The following is a 20,818-nucleotide window of genomic DNA, read 5'->3' as shown; positions in this document are numbered from 1 at the left end:
GTAAGACTCGGATATCTTGATTTGACCGCTAGGCGGTCGATATCCGAGTCTTACCAGCGACTTTCAGAAAGAATCTGTTCACTACGCTTGGTGGTGGGAGCACATTTCTTTTAAAGATGGCGTTGCGGTTTTTGCACATTGGGTGGAGCAAGTTTTGGTTTTGGATTAGGAAGTGAATTGAAACGGTTATATGGCTGATTTGATTGCATAGATTCGATTGGTGAAATGATTTGGTTTTGAAGCAGTGAATTGAGTTCATTTAATGTAGAGAAATTTTAAAACCCTTGTTTATCTAACCTTTTTACTTCGCGCCTTGTTCTTGGAAGACTTTGGTACGTTCGTCTAGGATCGCTTGACCGCCGCTACTCATATAGTCTTTGAGTAATGAATCGTAGACAGTATCGAATTGAGCAGTTGGAGCCATCGTTGCTTTGACGATCAGTTGGTTGTATTTGTCTTGCAATCCACTACCGTATTTGGCTTCGGCTTTGATCGGTACGGTGAAGTTTACCGGTGGAATCGTATCGGTATTAGAGATTTCAACCGATTTACGCATAGCGGCTTGGTATTCTTCCGGTGTCTGCATAATATAAGCATCGTTGTTTTGTTCTTCGGTGCCTACAATTTTGCCGTTAGCGATAATCGCCATATCGCCGTAGTTGTACAAGCGATTCGTAGCTTCTTCGGTCGCATCTTCTTTGGCAACAGGAACGCCGTCTTTGAGTGTATAGTTTTCACCTTCTACACCATTTTGCATATCAAATAAGTTTTTGCCAGAAGCCATCCAGTCTAAATATTTGATTGCTTCGACTGCTTTGGCGCTTGATTTGGGGATCATAATGTACAGACCATTGGATGCATATTCAGGTTTGGCATGTTTGCCTTCATTATTAGTAAATACATCGGTAGGCGTTAATTCTGCACCTTTTACATTGGTTTGTAGATTTTTGTATGTTCCGTTATAAGTGAAATACAATTCACCAGCATCTTCGGTATAAAAGCCTACTTTACCGTTTTGCACATCTTGCCATAATTGCTTTTTATCTTCGTCCAGACCAAAGTCGGTACTGATTAGTTTTTCGTTATACAATTTGTTCATAAATTGCAGACCTTCTTTGAAGCCTGGCAATAATGTAGGATAATCACTGGAACCTAACTTTTGCGTTAATGTATATTTTTGCTCATCACTTAACGGTTGTTGAACAAAAGACCATAACAATGGATCATATTGAGCAGGCGCAATCGTCATACCAAAAGGAATCAGACCGCTACCCACTTTACCCGGGTCTTTTTCTTGAAACGCTTTGAGTGTGGTGTATAGCTCATCAGTTGTCTGTGGCATCGGTAATTTCAGTTCATCTAACCAATCTTGACGGATATACGAAGCATATTTACCAAGTACAGATCGTTTGCCTGGAATCGCAAATTGTTTGCCTTCGATTTGTCCGTAAGCCAGTGTGTCATCGCCTAAAAACTTTTTGAGATTAGGGCCGTATTGATTGAGCAAATCTGTCAGATCAGTCAGACCGCCTTGTTCGGCATACCGATTAAATGTCCCTTGATCGTAAGTAAATACGATATCCGGTACATCGCCACCGCTTGCCATTAAGACGTTCAACTTCTGCAATTCATCCGAACGAGGAACCGGTACATATTGCACATCAATTTTATTAGGTGTGCCAAAACGTTCATCGACTAACTTGGTCATATAGTTATTACTGATGGTATAACCAGATGGAGAATTACCACGATCAAAAACTTCTACTTTTAAAATAGAACTTCCGTCTTCACTTGTGGCACCGCTGCTACTTTCATTGGAAGAACATCCCGCCAAAATGGTAATGCCTGCTAACACTATTGCTAACATAGAACTGGTTACACGTGTGCCCATTTTTCGATTTGGATCTTTTTTCATCTTCTCAACCCCTTTGTCAGCTTTGCTCCCTCAGAACGTTTCTCTTTGTACAAAAAAGTCAGCATAATTATCATGTTCACCTTTTGGGATGTTCCCAGTATGGCATTTATAGCGATATTCAGACAATCAACTATTTTCCGAGTATAAACTTTATCAATGAAAACGGTATCATTTTGAATACCAACTATATTCCGATGATCAACCATTTTCCGTATGCAGGTTGGTGTTAGTTAAATTAACGCAAATCTCTCTGTGTAATTTAAAAAAAGCCATAAAAAAGAACCTTTCCTACTCGATCGTGATCGAATAATCGAAAGATTCTTTGTGGAATGATTAGCTTATATTCTTGCACTTGGGTAGCCGCTTATATTGCCAAGCGCTTACGGCAATACAATATCGACTTCTTTGCCAAGTTCTGAAGAACGGAAAATACCATCAATAATCGCTTGATTCAAAATAATCTGTTCGCCAGAGATCGGAGCAGGTAATCCGTTCGCTACAGCGTTGACGAAATCTTTTACTTTTTCATCAAATAAATTCAGATCAGAACGTACGCAAGGAATTGGAGTATGGGTTAAGCGACCACCAATATCATGATACTTGGTAATCGTACCGACACCACCATCCCATACACCTGACCACGGCCCTTCGCCATAAGGCGTGATTTTCATACCGGCATCGGTTCCGAGGAAACGGGTCGCACCTAATGTATCCATATGCATCGCCCAAGCGGTTTTGAATTGAAGCGTAATACCGCCTTCCAAACGAATCAGTGCTGCTCCAAAATCTTCTACATTGAAACTTTCGGCTTCAGGATGATACTTGGGATTGGTTCCAAAATGATTAGATACTGTAGCAGATACGGTTAATGGCTTCGGATGCCCTAGTGTATGAAGAGCTAGATCAAGCGAATAACAACCAATATCGGCAAGTGCACCTGCTCCTGCTAATTCTTTGCGGATAAATGTACCCTGTGGCATTCCTCTACGCCGCCCACCGCCGACTTCAACATAATAGATTTTGCCTAGATTGCCGTCTTGAATATAATTGCGAATAAATTGCATATTTGGATCATATCGTGGCTGGAAACCGATCGATAACATTTTTCCAGATTTTTTCGACATCTCTACCATTTCAACCGATTCTTGCAATGTCACAGACATCGGCTTTTCAAGCAATACATTTTTACCGGCGGCAAGAGCATCGATCGTTGTCTGATAATGCGATACATTAGGTGTACAAATACTAACACCATCTAATTCCTGTTCCAGTAGTACCAGATGATCTTCGTAAGCGTGTGCATGATTCAAGTGATGGGTAGCGATAAATTGACTGGCTCGATCCGGCACAATATCTGCTACACCTACAATTTCTACATTTTCCATCTGACGATACGCATTGACATGCATACGTGCAATACCGCCACTGCCGATAATACCTATACGGATTTTAGAGGTCATTTGCTATTCAGCTCCTGATCAAGTATTTTGCTGTGGCTTGGTGGTGATAGACATGTTGACGATAGACCCTACTGTTTTATTCGTTAATCAGTTGTTGCGCTTGTTCTTTGAACGAACGTGGAGTCATTCCGTATCTTTTTTTGAACACTAGATACAGATAATTCACATTTTCAAATCCATTATCTAGAGCAATATGCTCCACTGTTTTGTTCCCGATCCGAAGTTCTGTACAAATATGATTTAATCGAACTTCTTCCAGATAAGCTGTAAATGTAGCCGATGTATACTTTTGAAAAACACGTTGTAATTGACGTTTGCTAATACCAACAGTAGTTGCCACTTCTTCCAGTGCTATCGGAAACATATAGTTATCCCGTATAAACTGACATGCCATCTGAAAATGAACTTCTGACGCTTCCCGGTGCGGTAATGTTAACCACTGTTGCTTTTCCTGATCCGATGTATGGGCTGTTAATAACATAATCTGAATAATGCACTGCCGGATCGTCTCATACACACCTGATTCATGGTTCACAATCGCATCATACGCACGATAAAAATGCGACATCGTTTGTCTGCGATCCATCATCGGACGAGCAGGCAAATCATACAATTGACGCACACATTGCTCGGCTTCCGAAATTTCTTGCTCTCTACCCCAATCGGCAGGTATTTCAGAAGCTTTACCCTTATCATTGTCCACCTGTTCTACTAACGAATCAGTTGTTAACGGAACGATTTCCAGATGTAGACATAATTCTTCTAGTGGATCATATCGATCCATTTCTTGCGCATGAAGCACATCAGGCCCTGTCAAATAAAACATGCCTTCTTGTAAAAAATACGTCTGATCTTCCAGCACGACACTGCCTTTGCCAGAAGCGACAAAATGAAATTCAAATTCAGAATGTTTGTGAAATCCAATCTTGGCTCCAGGTGCAAATGAATTTAAATGAAAACGTAATACTCGAAAACCATAATTGCCCCAGCGAAACTTCAAATCTAGCTTTTCGAGCAAAAATGGTTTTTCACGCATCGGTTGTAACGGGACGAATCGTTCATTTTTGATCATGATCTTCGTCCTTTCTTCTATCAGAGATAAGAGTACATTGGTATACGTTAATGTCTGCTTACAAGCTTACCGGACGATCTTCCGCAGCCGATTGATTAGATGCTTGCACCAGACGTGTAAGATCTATTGCGAGTCCGATATTTTCTGTAGCTTTGGTGCCATTTTGAATATGTGCTACCCATTGCTGGAAAGCAGTCTCCCGATCTGCTGGTATAGTCACTTCTTGCCATGCTGTATCATCTCCTGCACGCAACCATAATTTTTCATCATGTGTGCTGTACAATACACTGCCAAGCGTCCCATGCACTTCAATCACAAATGGCGAAAATTTATTCACAAATCCAGCTTCGACAATACCAACTCCACCATTACTGTAACGGAAAGTGGTGACTGCATTATCTTCTACTTCTTTGCCTGTTACATAACCATAATTGGCAGATACACTTTCAGGCATTCCCATAAATAGACGGGCTAGATAAACAGGATGACAACCTAGATCAATCAGTGCGCCGCCACCACATTCTTGTTTGCCAAAAAAGTGATCCGGTAACCAGCCCTGTGTAGCTCCATCATGAGATAGACGGGTACGTACCAATGTTAATTCGCCTAATACTTTATCTGCTAATAATTGCTGAATTGCCAGCGTATAGCCTGCATTTAAGCGTGGTAAAGATACAGTTAATGTCACGTTATGTTTGTTGACTGCTTCAATAATTTGCTCCACTTCGTCATTCGTTGGAGCGATTACTTTTTCGGTAAAGATATGTTTGCCTGCTTCGGCTGCATGAATCATTACATCACGATGCATAACAGTAGGAGTGGTGATCACTACACCATCAATATCAGGATTGGCAAACAGTTCATGCAAGTCTTCGTAAAAAGGAACGCCGAGTTCTGCTGCTTTTTTCTGACCGCGTGCAGGAATCTCGTCCCATACTGCGACTACTTCGGTATCTGGATGATGTAACGTATCATTCGTGTAATCCTGTGCGTGTACATGCCAATAACTTAATATTGCTACTTTGATCATGATTTTCACTCCCACTGTATAATAATTGTACTTTAAAATAGTGACACTCTACCGACAAAATATCATATTTTAGATAATCTTTAAAATGAATTAAGATGACATGCTCACTATAAAAAAGCGACATATTATAAATTGGAAAAGATTGCAAAATAAAAAGTGACTCCTGAAGTGGAATCACTTTTTGGGTAATATAAAATTCGATGATTATGCTACAAGATTAGAAATAAACCGTTTGCCCTGTCTCCGCAGATGTATAGATCGCTTCTAGTATCTCGGATACCACCAAAGCTTGCTCTGGTGTAACTACCGGTTCTGTATCATTAATAATCGCTTCCATCCACAGACGCATCTCCATAAATTCAGGCTTCTCATCATGATCTGAACTGTAAAAGGCTACACCACTACCGCTTAATTGCAGTTCTTTGACGTATAAATTGCCCAAATCTTCTCCATTGATATGCAGCCCATCGTTCATATCTGCACCTGCTTTGGTTCCGCACAGTGTACATTTTGCTTCATCAGGATGACGCACATTAAGTGCCCAACTGGCGTCAATCGATATCGTAGCACCGTTTTTCATCGTAATAAATCCAAATGCTGAATCTTCCACTTTGAACTTTTCAGGGTCCCACGGTCCCCATGCATTGGCAGCATTCGGTGTCTGAGATAATTTATGATAGACCGATCCGGTCACAGAATGTACTTCATAATTGTTAAGCATCCAGAGGGTGAGATCCAGTGCATGGGTTCCGATATCGATCAATGGCCCTCCACCTTGCTTGTCTCCATCTAGAAATACGCCCCATGTAGGTACAGCGCGGCGGCGAACAGCATGAGCTTTGGCATGATACACTTCTCCAAGATCGCCACGCTCACATAATTGCTTCAACATTAAGCTATCTGGACGGTAGCGGTTATTGTAACCTACCGTTAACTTTTTACCTGTTGCTTTGGAGACCTCTAACATTTTGCGAGCATCTGCCGCTTTTTTGGCCATCGGCTTTTCGCTCATTACATGTTTGCCTGCTTCCATCGCAGCGATCGCAATTTCAGCATGAGCATCATTCGGTGTACAGACATGAATCACTTGAATATCATCGCGCTGAAGCACTTCACGATAATCTTCATAAACCTGCGCATCTGCTGTACCGTATTGTTCAGCAAGTGCTTGTGCTTTTTCAGGAATAATATCGCAAAATGCTACCACATTAACATAATCGAGATTCGCTAGTGATGGTAAATGTTTTCCTTGTGCGATTCCACCACATCCGATAATACCTACATTAATGATCTGTTCCATGTGTTTTGCCCTCCGTATACGCTAGTCATTTCGTGTAACTTGAAGTCATTTTAACATGTCAGTATTCAAATCATACAACAAGATTGCGACAGCTTTACTTCAAAAAAGCGACATACTTGTAGATGCTATTTATTGCGGTACATCTGATGCTGGCTAGTAAAAAGTGACACTACTTGGACTCGTAAGCAGCAGGTTTCATTTTGAGCTTACGATAGTCGCCGGGTGTAACGCCAATAATGCGCTTGAATACACGTCCAAATGTAATAGAGTTCGCATATCCGACCTGAATCGCGATATTCTGAATCGTATCTTCTGTAGAAGATAATAATTCTTCTGCACGACGCAAGCGAAGCTGTACTAGAAAATCGATAAATTTGATATCTAATTCTGCTTTGAATAAATGGCTCACATGCTTGGGTGTAACATTAAATCGTTCACTCAAATGATTCAGTGATAAATCGGGATTGGCAAAATGATCCTCGATATACGATTTCATTTCACCGATTAGTGCATGATAATTGGTCGATTCTCCGACTTCGATATAATGAGCATAGACCTGATCCAAATAGTGATGCAATACATGGTATACGTCTTCAATCGTTTCCGCTTCTGCAATCGATTCTATTGTCGCATTAGCAGTATCTCCAGTTAGCAAAAGATCCAGTGGTTCAGACATGCCTTCCAATTCGCGACTTAACATTTGTAAAAGCGATAACACCAGTGAACGAATACTTTCATCACGCAATGGTTCACTTTCTGCCCGATCTAACATTTGCTTGAGATGATCTCGCCACACCTCTTGAGTCAGACGAAATGCTTTGACCAGATCAGCGATATTTTGCAAATAACGATAACTTTCCTGCTCCCGACCTTGAGGAAGATCACTATACATCACTATGCCATCTCTGCCGAGGGTCAGACTATACCCTAATGATTGTAATGCAGACTCGTATGACTGGTGCACTTGTGATATATCGTGGACAGTCACTCCTGTACCCAGTGTAATCGTTACCTGTAAATGCTGTTCTACCCATTCGCGACTATTAGCAGCCAAAACAAATAAGCGCCGATTCCATTGCCGTTCTTCTTCATCTATACCATAAATAATAATACCGGCACGACGCACGCTGATCCACTCAGACCATCCTTGTAATCCTTCTTGCTGTACCAGTTCTTGCAACACATTAGTCAGTGCCAATTTGAGCGTATTATGTTCTTGCACATTTCCTTTTTCACGAAAAGCATCATAGTCTTTGATCTCTGCTACGATCACTGCATAATAAGGAATTTCAGTATACGAATCGGTATGAATCGAAGAATGAATATACTCGTTGAAAATATGTACATTACGCAGTTCCTGTTGCATACTTTCAGCATGTTCGCCTTCAATCCAATTCATAAATAAACGCCGACGACGAATAAGAAGATTCTCGTGATGCTGTTGCTCATAATCGATCGTCTGCTCGATCAGACTTTCCAGTGCATGATCAATCAACGATAATTCATCTTTACGCGTCGATTCACCGCCCAATTGTAGCGATTCGATTCGTTCCATCATCACTTGAATCGGTTTATAATTTTTGCGTGTAATATAGATAATGTAGACAATCGACACACCTACGACGAATATTCCAATCAATATCCAGATGTACGAAATCACCGACACCCATGCAAATAATTGCCCGGCACGAATCCCACTTTCAAATGTCCATCCCAATCGATCCGAATATAGAGTAGTCAGCGTTTTGCCATGTTCTGCATTACTGATATCTGTAGCAGGATAAATCGATAATCCCGAAGCATCATGCACTTCTAGAAAAGACACTTGTGGATTAAACATTGATGCAATCGTCTGTTGCATCGCATACACACTAATATTGATCACCACTAATCCTTGATCACCAAAAGGTAACGGCACACGTTTGTACATCGTAATCACTTGTTGCTTGGGGTCATTAGTCATTTCGGCAAATAAGCGTACACTTGACCAACCACGTTGTTCAGGTGCTTTTAGAGCTTTTTGCACAAAATCACGATCAGCAAAAGCGCTTAATTCTTTGATCCCATGTAACGTTAAAATCTGCTGATCAGCATCCCGGTACATATAAATAGATGCAATCAGTTCATTGTTATTTTCTAACATCCGCAAGCGATCAATCGTCTGATACGTTACTGCTGTACGATCAGCTTGATCATTATTGAGAAATAAACGATAGACATTAGAAGTCTCCAGATCGCTTAATATATCCAGTTCAACTTCACTTACCGATCGTTCTAATGTATCTTTCATATATCCGGTAGATATCCGATCGGCTTTGGCTGTTTCTTGACGTGAAATTTCATTAATGACTAGAAATGATAAAAAGATTAATATCGAGACAGTTAATAAAAAAATAGGAAAATACGATAGCAACAGACGGCGATACCAGTTTTTAGATAGCAAATGGTTCTCCCCCTTGAATGCTACTGACACAGACAATCTGTTATGACAACTACATTATAGAACATATCTTTAGTATTAGTTTACGCTTTTAGACGTTATTTGTTGAGGGTTATTTTAAAAATAAAATAATCGTTGATTAGGATTGAGGAACAGAAGAAGAGGAATAACGGCTTTGTACCGCTACATACAACAATAGCAAAGAACCACACAACGCACTGATGACGCAAGAAAGATTCATCGCTTGCGAGCCACCCAGTTCCAGTAAATACCCGTTAAGTAGATTACCAATAATACCTGCGATCCCGACAAACACCATATTAAAAATACTTTGTCCGGTGGCTTGCATATGTTTGGATGTAATTCGTGATACATATTCTACAGCCGCAATATAAAAGAATCCGAACGATAAACCATGTAACAATTGTACCGCTAACATCACCGATGGAACCGGAAATAACCACTGAATTCCCCAGCGCAAAATATAAGCAAACGCCGCTAACAGCAACATTTTCTCATGTCCAATCCGGCGAATGACTTTGGCGGCAATTAACATCGAAGGAATATTGGCGGCTGAAGCAATCAACAGACCGACTCCTGCCAGTTGAAGTGTCCCTCCTGCATCTTGAAAAGAAAGCACAAAATAAGAATTAAACGCTGTTAATGTCTGATTGACCAGCAAGCTTCCACCGAGGAAAAATAAAAACAACCGATTGGTTAATAACGTCTTAATACCTGCACTAAGCGATTGATTGAGAATCCGACTTTCGTCTGAGCGTCTAGGTAAAGTGAACGCCAATATAGCTGCTAACACATTGAATAACATAAAAGGAACCCAAATCAGCGATACATCATACTGACTGACATACAATCCCCCGAGATACCCTCCGACTGCTGTACCTGCACTACCGAGAAAACGGATCGCTCCATACGTCGTATTCGCTTTTTGCGCGGCAACCAGTGCATACGAATCTGCCATAGGCGCTTGTGTTGCTGTAAATACAGTAGAGATCGTATACACCATAATCAAAATCAAAAAGTATGGGCTTTGATACAAAATCGATAACAATCCTGGAATGGCTACACTTAACAGTAAAACCAACCTCATTTGTTGAAAACGGTCAACGATTAATCCCCATACGGGCTGTACCAGAATCGAAATAAAAGTACCGATCGATAATAATAGACCGACTTGTCCGCTTCCTAGACCTCCGCCTACAAGCATCGAAGATAAATAAGGATTAAATATACCTCCAGCTAGTCCTGCTAGCAAATAAAAGCTACGAATACGCAGTAGTACGTCTTTGGGTGACTGTTCCTCTGTCCATTGATCTGCTAGCCGCTTGGAGGAGTCCCGTATTCCTTTTAACTTAGCACTCCAGATCGAGATCATGATTATCGACTCCTTTTTGACCTAACGGCTATGTTTGTAAATCGCTAACGGATGTTGCAATACACCATAGACAGCTCCAAGTGCACCAGCCGTATTGCCTAATATCGCCGGTACCAGTTGAGTCTGAATCGGGGTGAAATAACGAATACGTTGATGTAATTGCTCAATATAATAAGCGGAATCTGCTACACCGCCTCCTATCACAACACATTCTGGATTTAGTAAAGCAATCATACTGGCTATTCCTGCTGCCATATAATCGATCGGTACAGTCATAATCTGTTGTGCATCTGGATTGCCTGCTTCAGCCAATCTCAATACATCTACCGCATTCACCTGCTCTATCTGCCCGCCTGCCTGTTCTACAATGGGATGAGTATGATCTGCTCGATGTTCGGTTAGCCATTGTCTTGCATATACTCCGATTCCTGTACCAGAAGCATGGGATTCAAATCGTCCAAATTCCTGACTATTCACTGTCACTGACGAGACCTGTTCTGGTTGATGATCGACCACCAAATAAGACACTTCACCAGCGGTATAATTCGCTCCACGAAACAAAGTATCATTTAAAATAACAGCCCCACCGATGCCTGTGCCTACAGTAAGCATAATCAGATGCTTTTTCCCGCTCCCTGCACCTTGCCAGTGTTCTCCCAGAGCCGCTACATTCACATCATTGTCCAGATAAAGAGCACCACTATAAAAAGGTTGAATCTGTTCGATTAATGACACTCCGTCTAACGGCAAAGCCGGAATATGAGTGATAACACCTGTCTCGATATTGACTGCTCCCGGAAGCCCTATCCCTATTCCTTCAACATCTATTATCGTTCGATCTATCGTAGCCAGAAGCTGATGCACCTGTTCAAATAATAAAGCAAAAAAAGCTGACGGTTGCTCTGCTTGTATCGTAGGCTTTTTTTGCTGTGCTTGTATCATTCCATTACGGTCAGTCACAAGCATTAATGTTTTGGTTCCACCGATATCAATACCGATCATCAAGCCTTCAGTCATTCTTTTTCCCCCTGCTCTGCAAATAACATTTTACCGCCAACAACTAGCATATCTTCTCGTATATATTGAAAAGCTCGATGAATCCCTGACCATGCGGCTCCCTGAATAACACCTTTACCGGTTAACATAGTTGTTGTTAATTGAGGACATACCGGAGCATACTGCTCCATCTGCTTCTGGATAGTAGGGATAAATAAGTCTGCATGCTCGCCGATCTCACCGCCAAATACGATCATTTCCGGTGCTAACATCGATGCTAGATTGATAAGAGATAACGATAATTGTTGACCGTATTGCTCAATCATTTTTTGCGCATCGTTATTGCCTTGTCGTGCTTGATTCATAAGCATCTCTATATCCCAACGGCGGATAGTATGCGCTGTCTCAGCATCAGGATGGAAGTCACTATATTGCTGAATCAGACGACGAATCCCTGCGCCACCTATCTGTTCTTCTAAGCGCTGATCATCGCCAGTTCGGGAAAGGCATCGTCCCATTTCACCTGCTGAACCAGATAATCCACGATATAATTTACTGTCGATCATAATTCCTGCACCGACACCTTCGCCCAAAGACACATAGACCATATGCTCTACAAGTTGAGCCGCGCCATATTCTTTTTCAGCGATTGTTGCGAGATTCACATCATTATCAAGTAAAATTTCACAAGGAAATAAAGAAGCTAATGAAGAAGAGGACAATACAGCACGATATTGTTCAAATTGAGGAAGTAACGTATGAATCGTTCCATCTTCTGGATGAACGACTGCCGGAATCCCTGCTGACAAAAAGCGTACATCATCCCAATCAATAGTTGCTGCTGTGATCAATTGATCTATATGAGTTTTGAGATGTTCTAGCATCGTCTGCCCGTTATCCGAAGTATGAAGAGGGAAATGTCCTGTCTGAATAATAGTCCCGGCTAAATCTGTTAATCCGGTGCGAATATAATCTGCTCCGATATCAAGTGTTACAATATAGAATACCGTCGGATTAAATGAAAGCAATTGCCCTTTGCGTCCCTGCTGGTTGCTATCATCTTGTCCGATCTCTGCAATTAATTGATGGTGTAATAAATTCTGAACCGCTGAAGAAACAGTAGGTTTACTGAGCCCTGTACGCCGACTAATCTCTGCTCGTGATAAGCTATCGTGTTGCACAATCACTTCCAAAATCAAATATTCATTCAGATTGCGGATCATCTGTGGATTACCGATAGATAGTAACATAACATGCTCCTTTGAACTTTTTTTGTAATTAGTAAATGTTCTTTACTAATGAGTTGACAATAGTATACGTCGGCTTGAAGGTGCTGTCTAGCGTATTTTGCAAACCTATTATCCGGTTAAGAATATTTTTTTATAATATAGGTTACGCTCTTTATCGCCCGATCAATAGACACAAATCATAGACGCAAACAAAAAAGCTATTTCACTGCGTCTATACAGTAAAATAGCTTTAGCAAACAATCGAAAAGAGGTTAGATGATGATTTTACATAAAGGTGAATTTTTGTTCCGACAAGGAGAAAGTGGTGGACTTTATCATATTACAAGCGGACTTTTCAAAATTGTACGTCTGCATGAAGATGGTAATCCTATTTTATTTAATATTATTGTACCCGGTGAGACTATTCCGCATCATTCGTTAATCAGCCCGATGGCTTATCATGGTACAGCGATTGCATTAATTACCAGTGAAGTTGAACCGATCTCTGCTACAGAATGGTATGCTCAATTGGAGCGTGAACCGCTTCGTTATCGTGATATTGCGGTACAACTGCAAGACAAACTGCGTATGATGCAACAACGAATCGATCAATTAACCCAGATTGCACCTGCCGACAAATTGACTCATTTACAAAGCTGGTTCCAGAATTATCTAAGCGATATTCCGATCACTGATATTCTAACGCAGGATGAGATTGGACAATTAATCGGAGTACGACGGGAAACAGTCAATCGATTGCTTCGCGCACAGATCAAACAGATCTAAGCGAATAGATCATTACAATCACATCAAATTCTAATTATCTGTTCACATCTATTGTACTTCCATATGAAGATCGCCTGTTTTTGCCCAGCCTATTTTTTTGAGTACATAATAGAGAACCAATGTAATAATTGCTGGTAATAGCACACCGATCATCAGATAGATGATAAAGGCGCTTGCTCCTTGTGTTGCCAAAATATTTAACGGAGCAATCATCGAATTTAAGCCTAACCCTGCTAATTCATAGGAAGCTTGAAAATGGAACACCAGTGTTGCAATCGGAGCACAAATCATAGCTGCGATAAACGTAGGTAATACCAAGCGAGGATTTTTGACCAAATTCGGAAATTGTACTTTTGGCGTGACTAGAATCTGTGCTATGATACCGCCTGCATCATTTTGCCGAGCAGACATTAATGTAAATCCTACAAATTGGACAGTACAACCAATCAACGCGGCTGCACTAGAGACGGGATCTAATTTCAAAGCAATCGCGATCGCTGCTGATGACGCAGGAGACATTAACAATATACTCCATACTAACGAGATCGCCATCGAAGCCAAAATAGGAGAACCTTGTACCGATTGCGTTATGCCTGCGCTGATCGTAATCAACAATGGAGTAACCACCGCCGCTAATCCTGCTCCAACTAAACCGCCGACAAAAACAGCTCCTAACGGAATCGCCATCATATCCAGCTTAGTACGTCCGGTGATTCGTTTCCCTACATATGTAGCTACAATCGCCGCTAGAACAGCACTGATCGGTTGCCCGGGAACCAGTGTCATGCCGCCTTCTACATTGAGGTGAAGTGCTGCTCCACCAATCGTACTTGCGATCATGGCACTAAAAAGAACCAGTGTATTCCCGCCCAATTGAAAAGCGATCCCTGCGCCTAATGCGGGAGCTAGCAATATTTTTGCAACTGATCCGATAGCGATCAGTGTGTCCCAGCCAAGAAATTTACCAAATGTCTCGAAAAGTAATCCAATCCCCAGTGTAACAAGAACCGCATTGGCCATTCCTGCTGAAGCTTTGTACATCCGACTAACTACATATTCTTTCATTTGCTACATACTCCTCTGTGCTCCAAGCGTGTAATGGTCAAACTGATTATTAGTTATCCTAACACTATCATTTTGATACTGTAAATCATATATTTTCAGAAACACTTATTCAGGATGAAAATCATCATGTTTTTACAATTCATTTCAGTAGTATATATCACAAAAAAGCCATCCCCAAGGAAAGATAGCTTTTCAAAATGCAGAGATACGTTTATTAGACAGTGATATCTAGCAATCCGCCTACACCCATATCGGCTGTACTGCGTTTTGCTTTTTCTTCTTCTTGTGTTTTGCGAACAGCTTCTTGCACATCTTTGATCGATTGAATCGCTGCTTTGGCTGTTGAACCAGTACTACTTGTAGAATCCGTCGAATCGGTAGAATCTGCACCGGTGTCCGAAGAATCACTACTGCTTGACTTGGCACTTGCTTGAGAGATTTGGCGCTCGATTTGTTGAATTTGTTGTTGCACTTGTTTGATCTGTTGTTCGCTGTCTTTTTTGTCTGTACTGCTTTGTAATTTGGTTAATTGTGCTTGTAGCGCTGTTTTTTGCTTTTCGAGTGCGCTTGTGTCTGTGGTCGTTGCAGTAGAAGCTGCTTTGTAAGCACTTGATGTTACAGAAGAAATATTCATAGGTATTACCCCTTTGTCCGATAGATTACCCCTTTTCTTGTTCATTATTCCCTGCCTGTATTATCGGCATATTATGTCACTTTGTGTATAGTAATATTGTATATTTATGCATACATTTAAGGAGGTTATTGTTCTATGACTGATCATTCTGTCCAAACGTATTATTTTGAGCCTAATCATGGTATCCCTAATCATCCTACATTGCCTGTATTATTGTATCCGCAAGCATTACAAGCTCAACCGGCAGATACCGAATCTATTTTCAATCAGAATCATTGGCTCAATAGTTGGACTAACGGTGTATTTGATTATCATCATTATCATAGCAATGCTCATGAAGTATTAGGCGTTATCAGTGGACATGTTACTGTTCAGCTAGGCGGAGAAGAAGGTCAATCCGTTACTTTGTATGCAGGTGATGTTGTTGTGCTACCTGCCGGTACAGGGCATAAGCGTATATCTGCCAGTTCGGATTTTCGTATGGTTGGCGCTTATCCTGATGGAATGTCTTACAATACCCGTACAGCAACAGAAACAGAAAAAGAACATGCGACAGCTCTAGCTGAAATCTCGCATGTTCCTCTTCCGAAAATGGACCCGATATATGGGCCACAAGGGCCGCTATTACAATACTGGCATTCGGTATAATTATACTTTGAAGCGTTGAATCAATTGGTTCAGACGATCTGCACTATCATTTGTTTTCTTCGCTTCTTCTGCAATTTCGTTCGCTTTATTAACAACAACAGTTGTTTTGTCTGCAATCTCTTCAGTACCTTCAGCAGACTCGTTGTTAGAGATCGAGATTTCATTGATCGCTTGAGCTAGATTCTGTACAGAAGCACTTAACTCTTCACTGGTTGCGCTAAATTCAGATACCATACGGTCAATATACGTAGCGTCATTCATATACGATTCGCTAGTTTTGTTCATCATAGCATAATCTTCTGCAATATTGCCTGTCAGTAGATCGATTAGACTTTGTGTGAAATGCTGTAGATTACCGACAGAATCAGTCACATTATTCGTAATCACTTGAATCTGACCTACAGTGTCTTTAGAAGCATCTGCTAATTTGCGGATTTCTTCTGCTACTACAGCGAATCCTCGACCAGCTTCACCTGCTCTTGCGGCTTCAATCGAAGCATTAAGCGCTAGTAAATTGGTTTGTTTGGTAATCTGTAGAATCGAATCACTCAATTCTTTGATTGTATCTACTGATTTGGATTGTTCTAGCGCTTCATCCAATCCTGCTTTCACTTCTTCATAAACGACAGTCGTTTCTGCAACCGATTTTTCCAAAGCTAGTTTGAAATCAGTGGCACGTTTACTAATCACATTCGCTTCTTCTGCACCTTCTTGAGCACCTTTAGCGATTGATTCAATCGCTTTTTCAAATTCATCGGTTGAAGCATTAATTTGTTGTGCAGAAGCGGCTGTTTCTTCCATACCAGCAGACATGTTTTGGGTTGTTGCAGATACGTCTTGCAACTCTTTATCCATATCCATAAACATCGTATGCGCTGTACCACTTGCTTCTTTTAGCTTTTGAGATTCTTCGCTCACGGATTGAACCATTTGCTTGGTAAACTGATGCATCCGGTTCATCGAACGAATCAATACTCCTGTTTCCCCTACACTATTTTCATATTGCGTAGGCAATGTTTGTGAGAAGTCTCCTTGAGACATAATTTCTAACTGTTCAGAAGCAATACGAATCGGTTTAACAATACCGCGTACGACTAGGAAAAGAACCACTAGAGCAATCAACAAAGCAATAATCGTAATCACGATAATCGTTGTTAAAATACTGTATAGATCATTCATATAACTGCTAACAGGTAAAAAAGTCACTACGTTCATTTTAAGAACATCATCTTTAACAAATGAAGCGAGATAACGTACACCATCGATTGTTACATAACCTGTACCATTTTCAGATGTTGCTATATTTTTCAGTCCATCTTCATTATTTAATTTGGTAAAGTCTGTTTTGAGCACTTGATTAGCATCTTGTGATGCGATAACAACGCCTTTATCGTTCGTTACTATCGTGTTGATCGTTTGTTCTTTTTCTTTTTCTGTAATTCCATCTAGCAAAATATTAATATTCAGTGGAAGTGCAAATACATTTAGAACTTTGTTGGTAGTCGGATTTTTGACAGGTTCTACAACAACAATAACAGGGTTACCTGTAACTGGTGAAATCTGCGTATCAGATACCATAGGATTACCACTGTCTAGCACCTTTTTATACCACGGTGAAGTAGAGATCAAGTCTGTACCTTGAGATTTTCCAGCAAGACCATCTAAAAATACTTTATCTTGGTAGGAGAAAAATATATTTTCATACAATCCATTTGAATTTTGTAATTTCTCACTAAAGTTGTTTTGAATACGATTGAAGTCTGTTTTATTCACTACGCCTGTTGCGGTAAGATTTTGAAAAAAGTCGACATTGTAAATTTCTTTAGCAATAGAGCTAGCTAATGTTTGCTGAGCGGCAACTGCCATTTGAAGCTCGGTAACTTTCTCGTTGGCTACGCGTGTTAATGAATTTGTATTCATCGATTCATATGAACGAGTCGTCATGACCCCAACGGTTACAATAGAAACCAACATAGACAATATAATACATACAGCAGCAATAGATAATATCCGCGAAAACAAGCTCCCGGTCATATTTCGAAATAATTTCATAGTAGTAATTAACTCCTCTTAGTTTAAAATCTGATTTATACTCTTTATATGACTAACGACGGGTTATTAACTCAGTAAAATATACTATTTTATACTTTTTTAGAATAATAAACTAATAATATTACTTTTTTCGACATTTAGTAATCTATTAGAATCAGTTCTTTTTGACTATATATATTTTAATATATACTTTTTTTCGACATTTGAATCACCATTGTTTATATTTTTTAAGATTTAATTTATGAAATTAAATTGTAAACGATTAAATTTCAATATTAATATGTCTACAAACTCTTTCTGTGTACATCAAAAGTAAGAAAATGTTGTTGCGACAATGTTTTCGATAATATATGTACATCGCAGTGATTTGAGCAAAAGCTACAAATTGTAGAAACCTTATCGCGTAGACTTCGTAAAAAGTAGAGATGAAGAGACAAAATAATGATTTTAAAAGAAATATGTTAAACGTTTACCATGTCATATGACCTACTTCATTATTTTTATCGTTAGAGCAATAAAAATAATAACCAAAAAGGAGCTACTAATTATGGGTATTCTTAAAACTATTATCAAACAAATCATTTCATCTAAAAAACATCGTCGTCGTTCGTATAGCAGTAGTGATCGTTATCGTCGTGGAGGATTTCATAATCAATATGGACGTGGTCATTATCGGGGGAAGCGCTCATCTAGTTCGTACAGCAGTAGTTAACAACTACTACCCTATTCTTATGAATATTCAGCTATTCGCACACACCAAATATGCCGCTCAGTCTATCGTCAATAACACGATACTAGACTGGCGGGATATTTGGGTGTGTGCTGTTGTGTACCGATGAAGATTCAAGATCTGCCATAATAAGCTCAATATCTTGCGCAATCTTATCGATATGCTGATATGGCTGTTCTGGTTCTACCAAAAGCATTTTACGAATCATTTGATGTGTAAGAGGATGAAGCTGTAGTTCTTCTTCCCAGCTACGCTCTTGATGATCGGTTAATAAAGAGTGCTGGTCTTGCTCTTCTTCATGGCTATATAACAAAAATAATAACAAATGCCCTAATCCGTAAAAGTCACTACTCACATCTAATGCCCGTCTAATTCGTTTCTCTTCCTGATCGCCACTAACCAGTTCATCTAGCAGAGCAACATGTGCTACTCCTTCTCCTTGTTGCCACATCAATCCTAGATCGATCAAATAGACTTGATTCTGATGATAGATTACATTGGATAAACTAATATCTCGATGTACCCATCCTTGATGATGAATTACCGTTACAATTTCTACTAATTGCTTGATCCACTGTAAAGATTGAAGTTCTGTAAATGTAAGCCCCTTTTCAAAAATCCATTCGCCTACATTATGACCTTCAATATACTCCATCACCAGACAATCATATTGATGATACTGAAATGTATCGAGCAATGATGGGATTCTAGGATGATCTATCGCCTTCATCGCTCTACATTCTCGTTCATAGATTAATTGCGCCCGAGAACGACCACCACGCAAAGGATACACTCTTTTCAATACACAGGCCTGAGATGTCTGCATATCTTCACATAGATAAGTGACACCATAGCTACCCGTTCCCAAACGATGACGAATCCTATATCGCCTATGAATAAGTTGTCCTTCAGTAAAATGTCGTTCTTGTATCCAGCGCATTATATGACCTTGTATACGTTGTAATGCCCTCAATACATTATCCAGCCTTTCGATTCACATCGTTATCGTTACTTGGGATCATCCAGTGATGTGATTTGAGATACATCTTGCTTTTTGGTACGTTCGCGGAATTTTTTATACAATCTACCGACCGTTTCTGGAGTTACTTCAATATTGCGTTCATACGCGTATTTGACCGAGTAACCTAACGCTAGAGTAATAGCACCTGCTACACCTGCTCCGGCTACAGAACCTGCACCAGGGAAAATTTTGAGCACTTGAGCAAATAAACTTTTGCCTAGATTACCCACAATAGCTGTAATCACGATTTCTTTCGCCGTTTCCCGACTAATCGGCTTATCGTATAAAGCGGCTAATCGAGTTAATAATCCAATCTGAATCGCTGTGATCGGAATAATATCAGCGCCCGGAATCGGTGCTGCTCCTACCGCTCCCGCCGAAGTAGCCGCGCCAATAATCCATTTGTTAGCGGTCGATGACTTTTCTTTGATTGTACGGGCGAATAAAATGTCTTTACTTTTTTTTTTCAACAAATCCAAGATGCTGTCACGCAATGTATCGATATTTTGTCCGGTACGAGAAGACACAGGAATCACTTGATATTTATGACCGGTTTCTTGCTGAATACGACGAACCAGACGATCGATCTCATCGGCTGCATCAATTTTGTTCAGTACAATAATAATATTGCTATTGATTTTTTCTAACGCTTGTAATGAATTTTTTTCAGCTTCGGAATAGACGGTTCCTGCGGCATTGAGGAAAAAAAGAACTACATCTGTTTTGCGATAGTATTCACGCGTGACCGCAGAATTGCTCAGATTCACATCATTTAGCCCCGGTGTATCGATAAAAATAATTTTCTCTCGATAAGCATAAGGCTTGATCTCTGTCGTCTCTCCAGGTTCTGCACCTACACCGGCTACTTCTTCGCCTACAATACGATTAATCGTAGACGATTTCCCTGCGTTCACATCTCCGATTAAAGCGATCAATACTTCATCTTTCATCTGGCGATTGATCTCATCCATTTCTTTGTCGAACGCTTCGTCTGCTGTTTTGCGAATCGTTGCTTTGAGCTGTTCATTCGTACTCATTATGTGCCTC

The 20,818-nt window shown here is 40.3% G+C and carries 17 protein-coding genes; 3 read left to right on the top strand and 14 right to left on the bottom strand.

The annotated features are described in order from the left end of the window. Window positions 1–301 precede the first annotated feature (301 nt). The 9 genes from ACFSGI_RS20340 to ACFSGI_RS20300 form a co-directional block, all read right to left on the bottom strand. Window positions 302–1,915: an extracellular solute-binding protein gene (locus tag ACFSGI_RS20340; protein WP_379284221.1), complete on the bottom strand. Its 1,614-nt coding sequence runs from the start codon at window positions 1,913–1,915 to the stop codon at window positions 302–304. Between the two features lie 380 nt (window positions 1,916–2,295). Further along, window positions 2,296–3,375, bottom strand: a complete 1,080-nt coding sequence (locus ACFSGI_RS20335; protein ID WP_204826034.1) for a Gfo/Idh/MocA family protein — start codon at window positions 3,373–3,375, stop codon at window positions 2,296–2,298. Between the two features lie 76 nt (window positions 3,376–3,451). Further along, window positions 3,452–4,447 (bottom strand): AraC family transcriptional regulator, encoded by a 996-nt coding sequence (locus tag ACFSGI_RS20330; protein WP_204826033.1) that lies wholly within the window; start codon window positions 4,445–4,447, stop codon window positions 3,452–3,454. A gap of 58 nt (window positions 4,448–4,505) precedes the next feature. Next, the gene (locus tag ACFSGI_RS20325; protein ID WP_204826032.1) at window positions 4,506–5,477 is read right to left on the bottom strand and encodes a Gfo/Idh/MocA family protein; all 972 of its coding nucleotides are present in this window, start codon (window positions 5,475–5,477) and stop codon (window positions 4,506–4,508) included. Window positions 5,478–5,694: 217 nt separating this feature from the next. Next, entirely contained in the window at window positions 5,695–6,777 is a 1,083-nt protein-coding gene (locus tag ACFSGI_RS20320; protein WP_204826031.1) for a Gfo/Idh/MocA family protein, read from the bottom strand. Window positions 6,778–6,946: 169 nt separating this feature from the next. After that, entirely contained in the window at window positions 6,947–9,220 is a 2,274-nt protein-coding gene (locus ACFSGI_RS20315; RefSeq protein ID WP_204826030.1) for a helix-turn-helix domain-containing protein, read from the bottom strand. A gap of 136 nt (window positions 9,221–9,356) precedes the next feature. Continuing rightward, window positions 9,357–10,610, bottom strand: a complete 1,254-nt coding sequence (locus ACFSGI_RS20310; RefSeq protein WP_204826029.1) for an MFS transporter — start codon at window positions 10,608–10,610, stop codon at window positions 9,357–9,359. 21 nt (window positions 10,611–10,631) lie between these two features. After that, window positions 10,632–11,627 carry an ROK family protein gene (locus ACFSGI_RS20305; RefSeq protein WP_204826028.1) on the bottom strand — a complete coding sequence of 332 codons (996 nt, stop codon included), beginning with the start codon at window positions 11,625–11,627 and terminating at the stop codon, window positions 10,632–10,634. After that, complete coding sequence (locus ACFSGI_RS20300) at window positions 11,624–12,856, bottom strand: ROK family transcriptional regulator (RefSeq protein ID WP_204826027.1); 1,233 nt, start codon at window positions 12,854–12,856, stop codon at window positions 11,624–11,626. Before ACFSGI_RS20300 ends, ACFSGI_RS20305 begins: the two co-directional genes overlap by 4 nt. Before the next feature lie 258 nt (window positions 12,857–13,114). On the opposite strand from ACFSGI_RS20300, the gene ACFSGI_RS20295 reads away from it, so the two are divergent. After that, window positions 13,115–13,621, top strand: coding sequence for a Crp/Fnr family transcriptional regulator (locus ACFSGI_RS20295; protein ID WP_204826026.1), 507 nt, complete (start codon window positions 13,115–13,117; stop codon window positions 13,619–13,621). 48 nt (window positions 13,622–13,669) lie between these two features. Here the strand turns inward: ACFSGI_RS20295 and ACFSGI_RS20290 are convergent, their stop codons facing one another. Both ACFSGI_RS20290 and ACFSGI_RS20285 read right to left on the bottom strand, forming a co-directional pair. Then, window positions 13,670–14,686: a PTS sugar transporter subunit IIC gene (locus ACFSGI_RS20290; protein ID WP_204826025.1), complete on the bottom strand. Its 1,017-nt coding sequence runs from the start codon at window positions 14,684–14,686 to the stop codon at window positions 13,670–13,672. A 214-nt stretch (window positions 14,687–14,900) separates the two neighbouring features. Beyond that, a complete protein-coding gene (locus tag ACFSGI_RS20285; RefSeq protein ID WP_204826024.1) occupies window positions 14,901–15,320 on the bottom strand; it encodes a FlxA-like family protein in 420 nt (139 codons plus the stop codon). Between the two features lie 135 nt (window positions 15,321–15,455). Here ACFSGI_RS20285 and ACFSGI_RS20280 point away from each other — a divergent pair, with 135 nt between their 5' ends. Continuing rightward, the gene (locus ACFSGI_RS20280) at window positions 15,456–15,968 is read left to right on the top strand and encodes a cupin domain-containing protein (RefSeq protein ID WP_204826023.1); all 513 of its coding nucleotides are present in this window, start codon (window positions 15,456–15,458) and stop codon (window positions 15,966–15,968) included. On the opposite strand, the gene ACFSGI_RS20275 is transcribed toward ACFSGI_RS20280, so the two are convergent. Further along, window positions 15,969–18,020, bottom strand: coding sequence for a methyl-accepting chemotaxis protein (locus tag ACFSGI_RS20275; RefSeq protein WP_379284215.1), 2,052 nt, complete (start codon window positions 18,018–18,020; stop codon window positions 15,969–15,971). Between the two features lie 547 nt (window positions 18,021–18,567). Here ACFSGI_RS20275 and ACFSGI_RS20270 point away from each other — a divergent pair. Continuing rightward, window positions 18,568–18,732 carry a hypothetical protein gene (locus tag ACFSGI_RS20270; protein ID WP_379284213.1) on the top strand — a complete coding sequence of 55 codons (165 nt, stop codon included), beginning with the start codon at window positions 18,568–18,570 and terminating at the stop codon, window positions 18,730–18,732. 82 nt (window positions 18,733–18,814) lie between these two features. Here the strand turns inward: ACFSGI_RS20270 and ACFSGI_RS20265 are convergent, their stop codons facing one another. Both ACFSGI_RS20265 and ACFSGI_RS20260 read right to left on the bottom strand, forming a co-directional pair. Continuing rightward, the gene (locus ACFSGI_RS20265) at window positions 18,815–19,690 is read right to left on the bottom strand and encodes a serine/threonine protein kinase (protein WP_379284211.1); all 876 of its coding nucleotides are present in this window, start codon (window positions 19,688–19,690) and stop codon (window positions 18,815–18,817) included. Between the two features lie 68 nt (window positions 19,691–19,758). After that, window positions 19,759–20,808: a YcjF family protein gene (locus ACFSGI_RS20260; protein WP_204826020.1), complete on the bottom strand. Its 1,050-nt coding sequence runs from the start codon at window positions 20,806–20,808 to the stop codon at window positions 19,759–19,761. Between the last annotated feature and the right edge of the window lie 10 nt (window positions 20,809–20,818).

Source organism: Paenibacillus nicotianae, from assembly GCF_042681745.1.
GTDB classification, from domain to species: Bacteria; Bacillota; Bacilli; order Paenibacillales; family Paenibacillaceae; genus Saccharibacillus; species Saccharibacillus nicotianae.
The sequence above is the reverse complement of the archived record's forward strand: the minus strand, read 5'-3'. Positions and strand labels throughout refer to the sequence as shown.

Excerpts from the sequence above, each read along its gene's own strand:
- ACFSGI_RS20340 (WP_379284221.1), bottom strand. The coding sequence starts at position 1,915 with ATGAAAAAAGATCCAAATCGAAAAATGGGCACACGTGTAACCAGTTCT.
- ACFSGI_RS20335 (WP_204826034.1), bottom strand. The coding sequence starts at position 3,375 with ATGACCTCTAAAATCCGTATAGGTATTATCGGCAGTGGCGGTATTGCA.
- ACFSGI_RS20330 (WP_204826033.1), bottom strand. The coding sequence starts at position 4,447 with ATGATCAAAAATGAACGATTCGTCCCGTTACAACCGATGCGTGAAAAA.
- ACFSGI_RS20325 (WP_204826032.1), bottom strand. The coding sequence starts at position 5,477 with ATGATCAAAGTAGCAATATTAAGTTATTGGCATGTACACGCACAGGAT.
- ACFSGI_RS20320 (WP_204826031.1), bottom strand. The coding sequence starts at position 6,777 with ATGGAACAGATCATTAATGTAGGTATTATCGGATGTGGTGGAATCGCA.
- ACFSGI_RS20310 (WP_204826029.1), bottom strand. The coding sequence starts at position 10,610 with ATGATCTCGATCTGGAGTGCTAAGTTAAAAGGAATACGGGACTCCTCC.
- ACFSGI_RS20305 (WP_204826028.1), bottom strand. The coding sequence starts at position 11,627 with ATGACTGAAGGCTTGATGATCGGTATTGATATCGGTGGAACCAAAACA.
- ACFSGI_RS20300 (WP_204826027.1), bottom strand. The coding sequence starts at position 12,856 with ATGTTACTATCTATCGGTAATCCACAGATGATCCGCAATCTGAATGAA.
- ACFSGI_RS20295 (WP_204826026.1), top strand. The coding sequence starts at position 13,115 with ATGATTTTACATAAAGGTGAATTTTTGTTCCGACAAGGAGAAAGTGGT.
- ACFSGI_RS20290 (WP_204826025.1), bottom strand. The coding sequence starts at position 14,686 with ATGAAAGAATATGTAGTTAGTCGGATGTACAAAGCTTCAGCAGGAATG.
- ACFSGI_RS20285 (WP_204826024.1), bottom strand. The coding sequence starts at position 15,320 with ATGAATATTTCTTCTGTAACATCAAGTGCTTACAAAGCAGCTTCTACT.
- ACFSGI_RS20280 (WP_204826023.1), top strand. The coding sequence starts at position 15,456 with ATGACTGATCATTCTGTCCAAACGTATTATTTTGAGCCTAATCATGGT.
- ACFSGI_RS20275 (WP_379284215.1), bottom strand. The coding sequence starts at position 18,020 with ATGAAATTATTTCGAAATATGACCGGGAGCTTGTTTTCGCGGATATTA.
- ACFSGI_RS20270 (WP_379284213.1), top strand. The coding sequence starts at position 18,568 with ATGGGTATTCTTAAAACTATTATCAAACAAATCATTTCATCTAAAAAA.
- ACFSGI_RS20265 (WP_379284211.1), bottom strand. The coding sequence starts at position 19,690 with ATGCGCTGGATACAAGAACGACATTTTACTGAAGGACAACTTATTCAT.
- ACFSGI_RS20260 (WP_204826020.1), bottom strand. The coding sequence starts at position 20,808 with ATGAGTACGAATGAACAGCTCAAAGCAACGATTCGCAAAACAGCAGAC.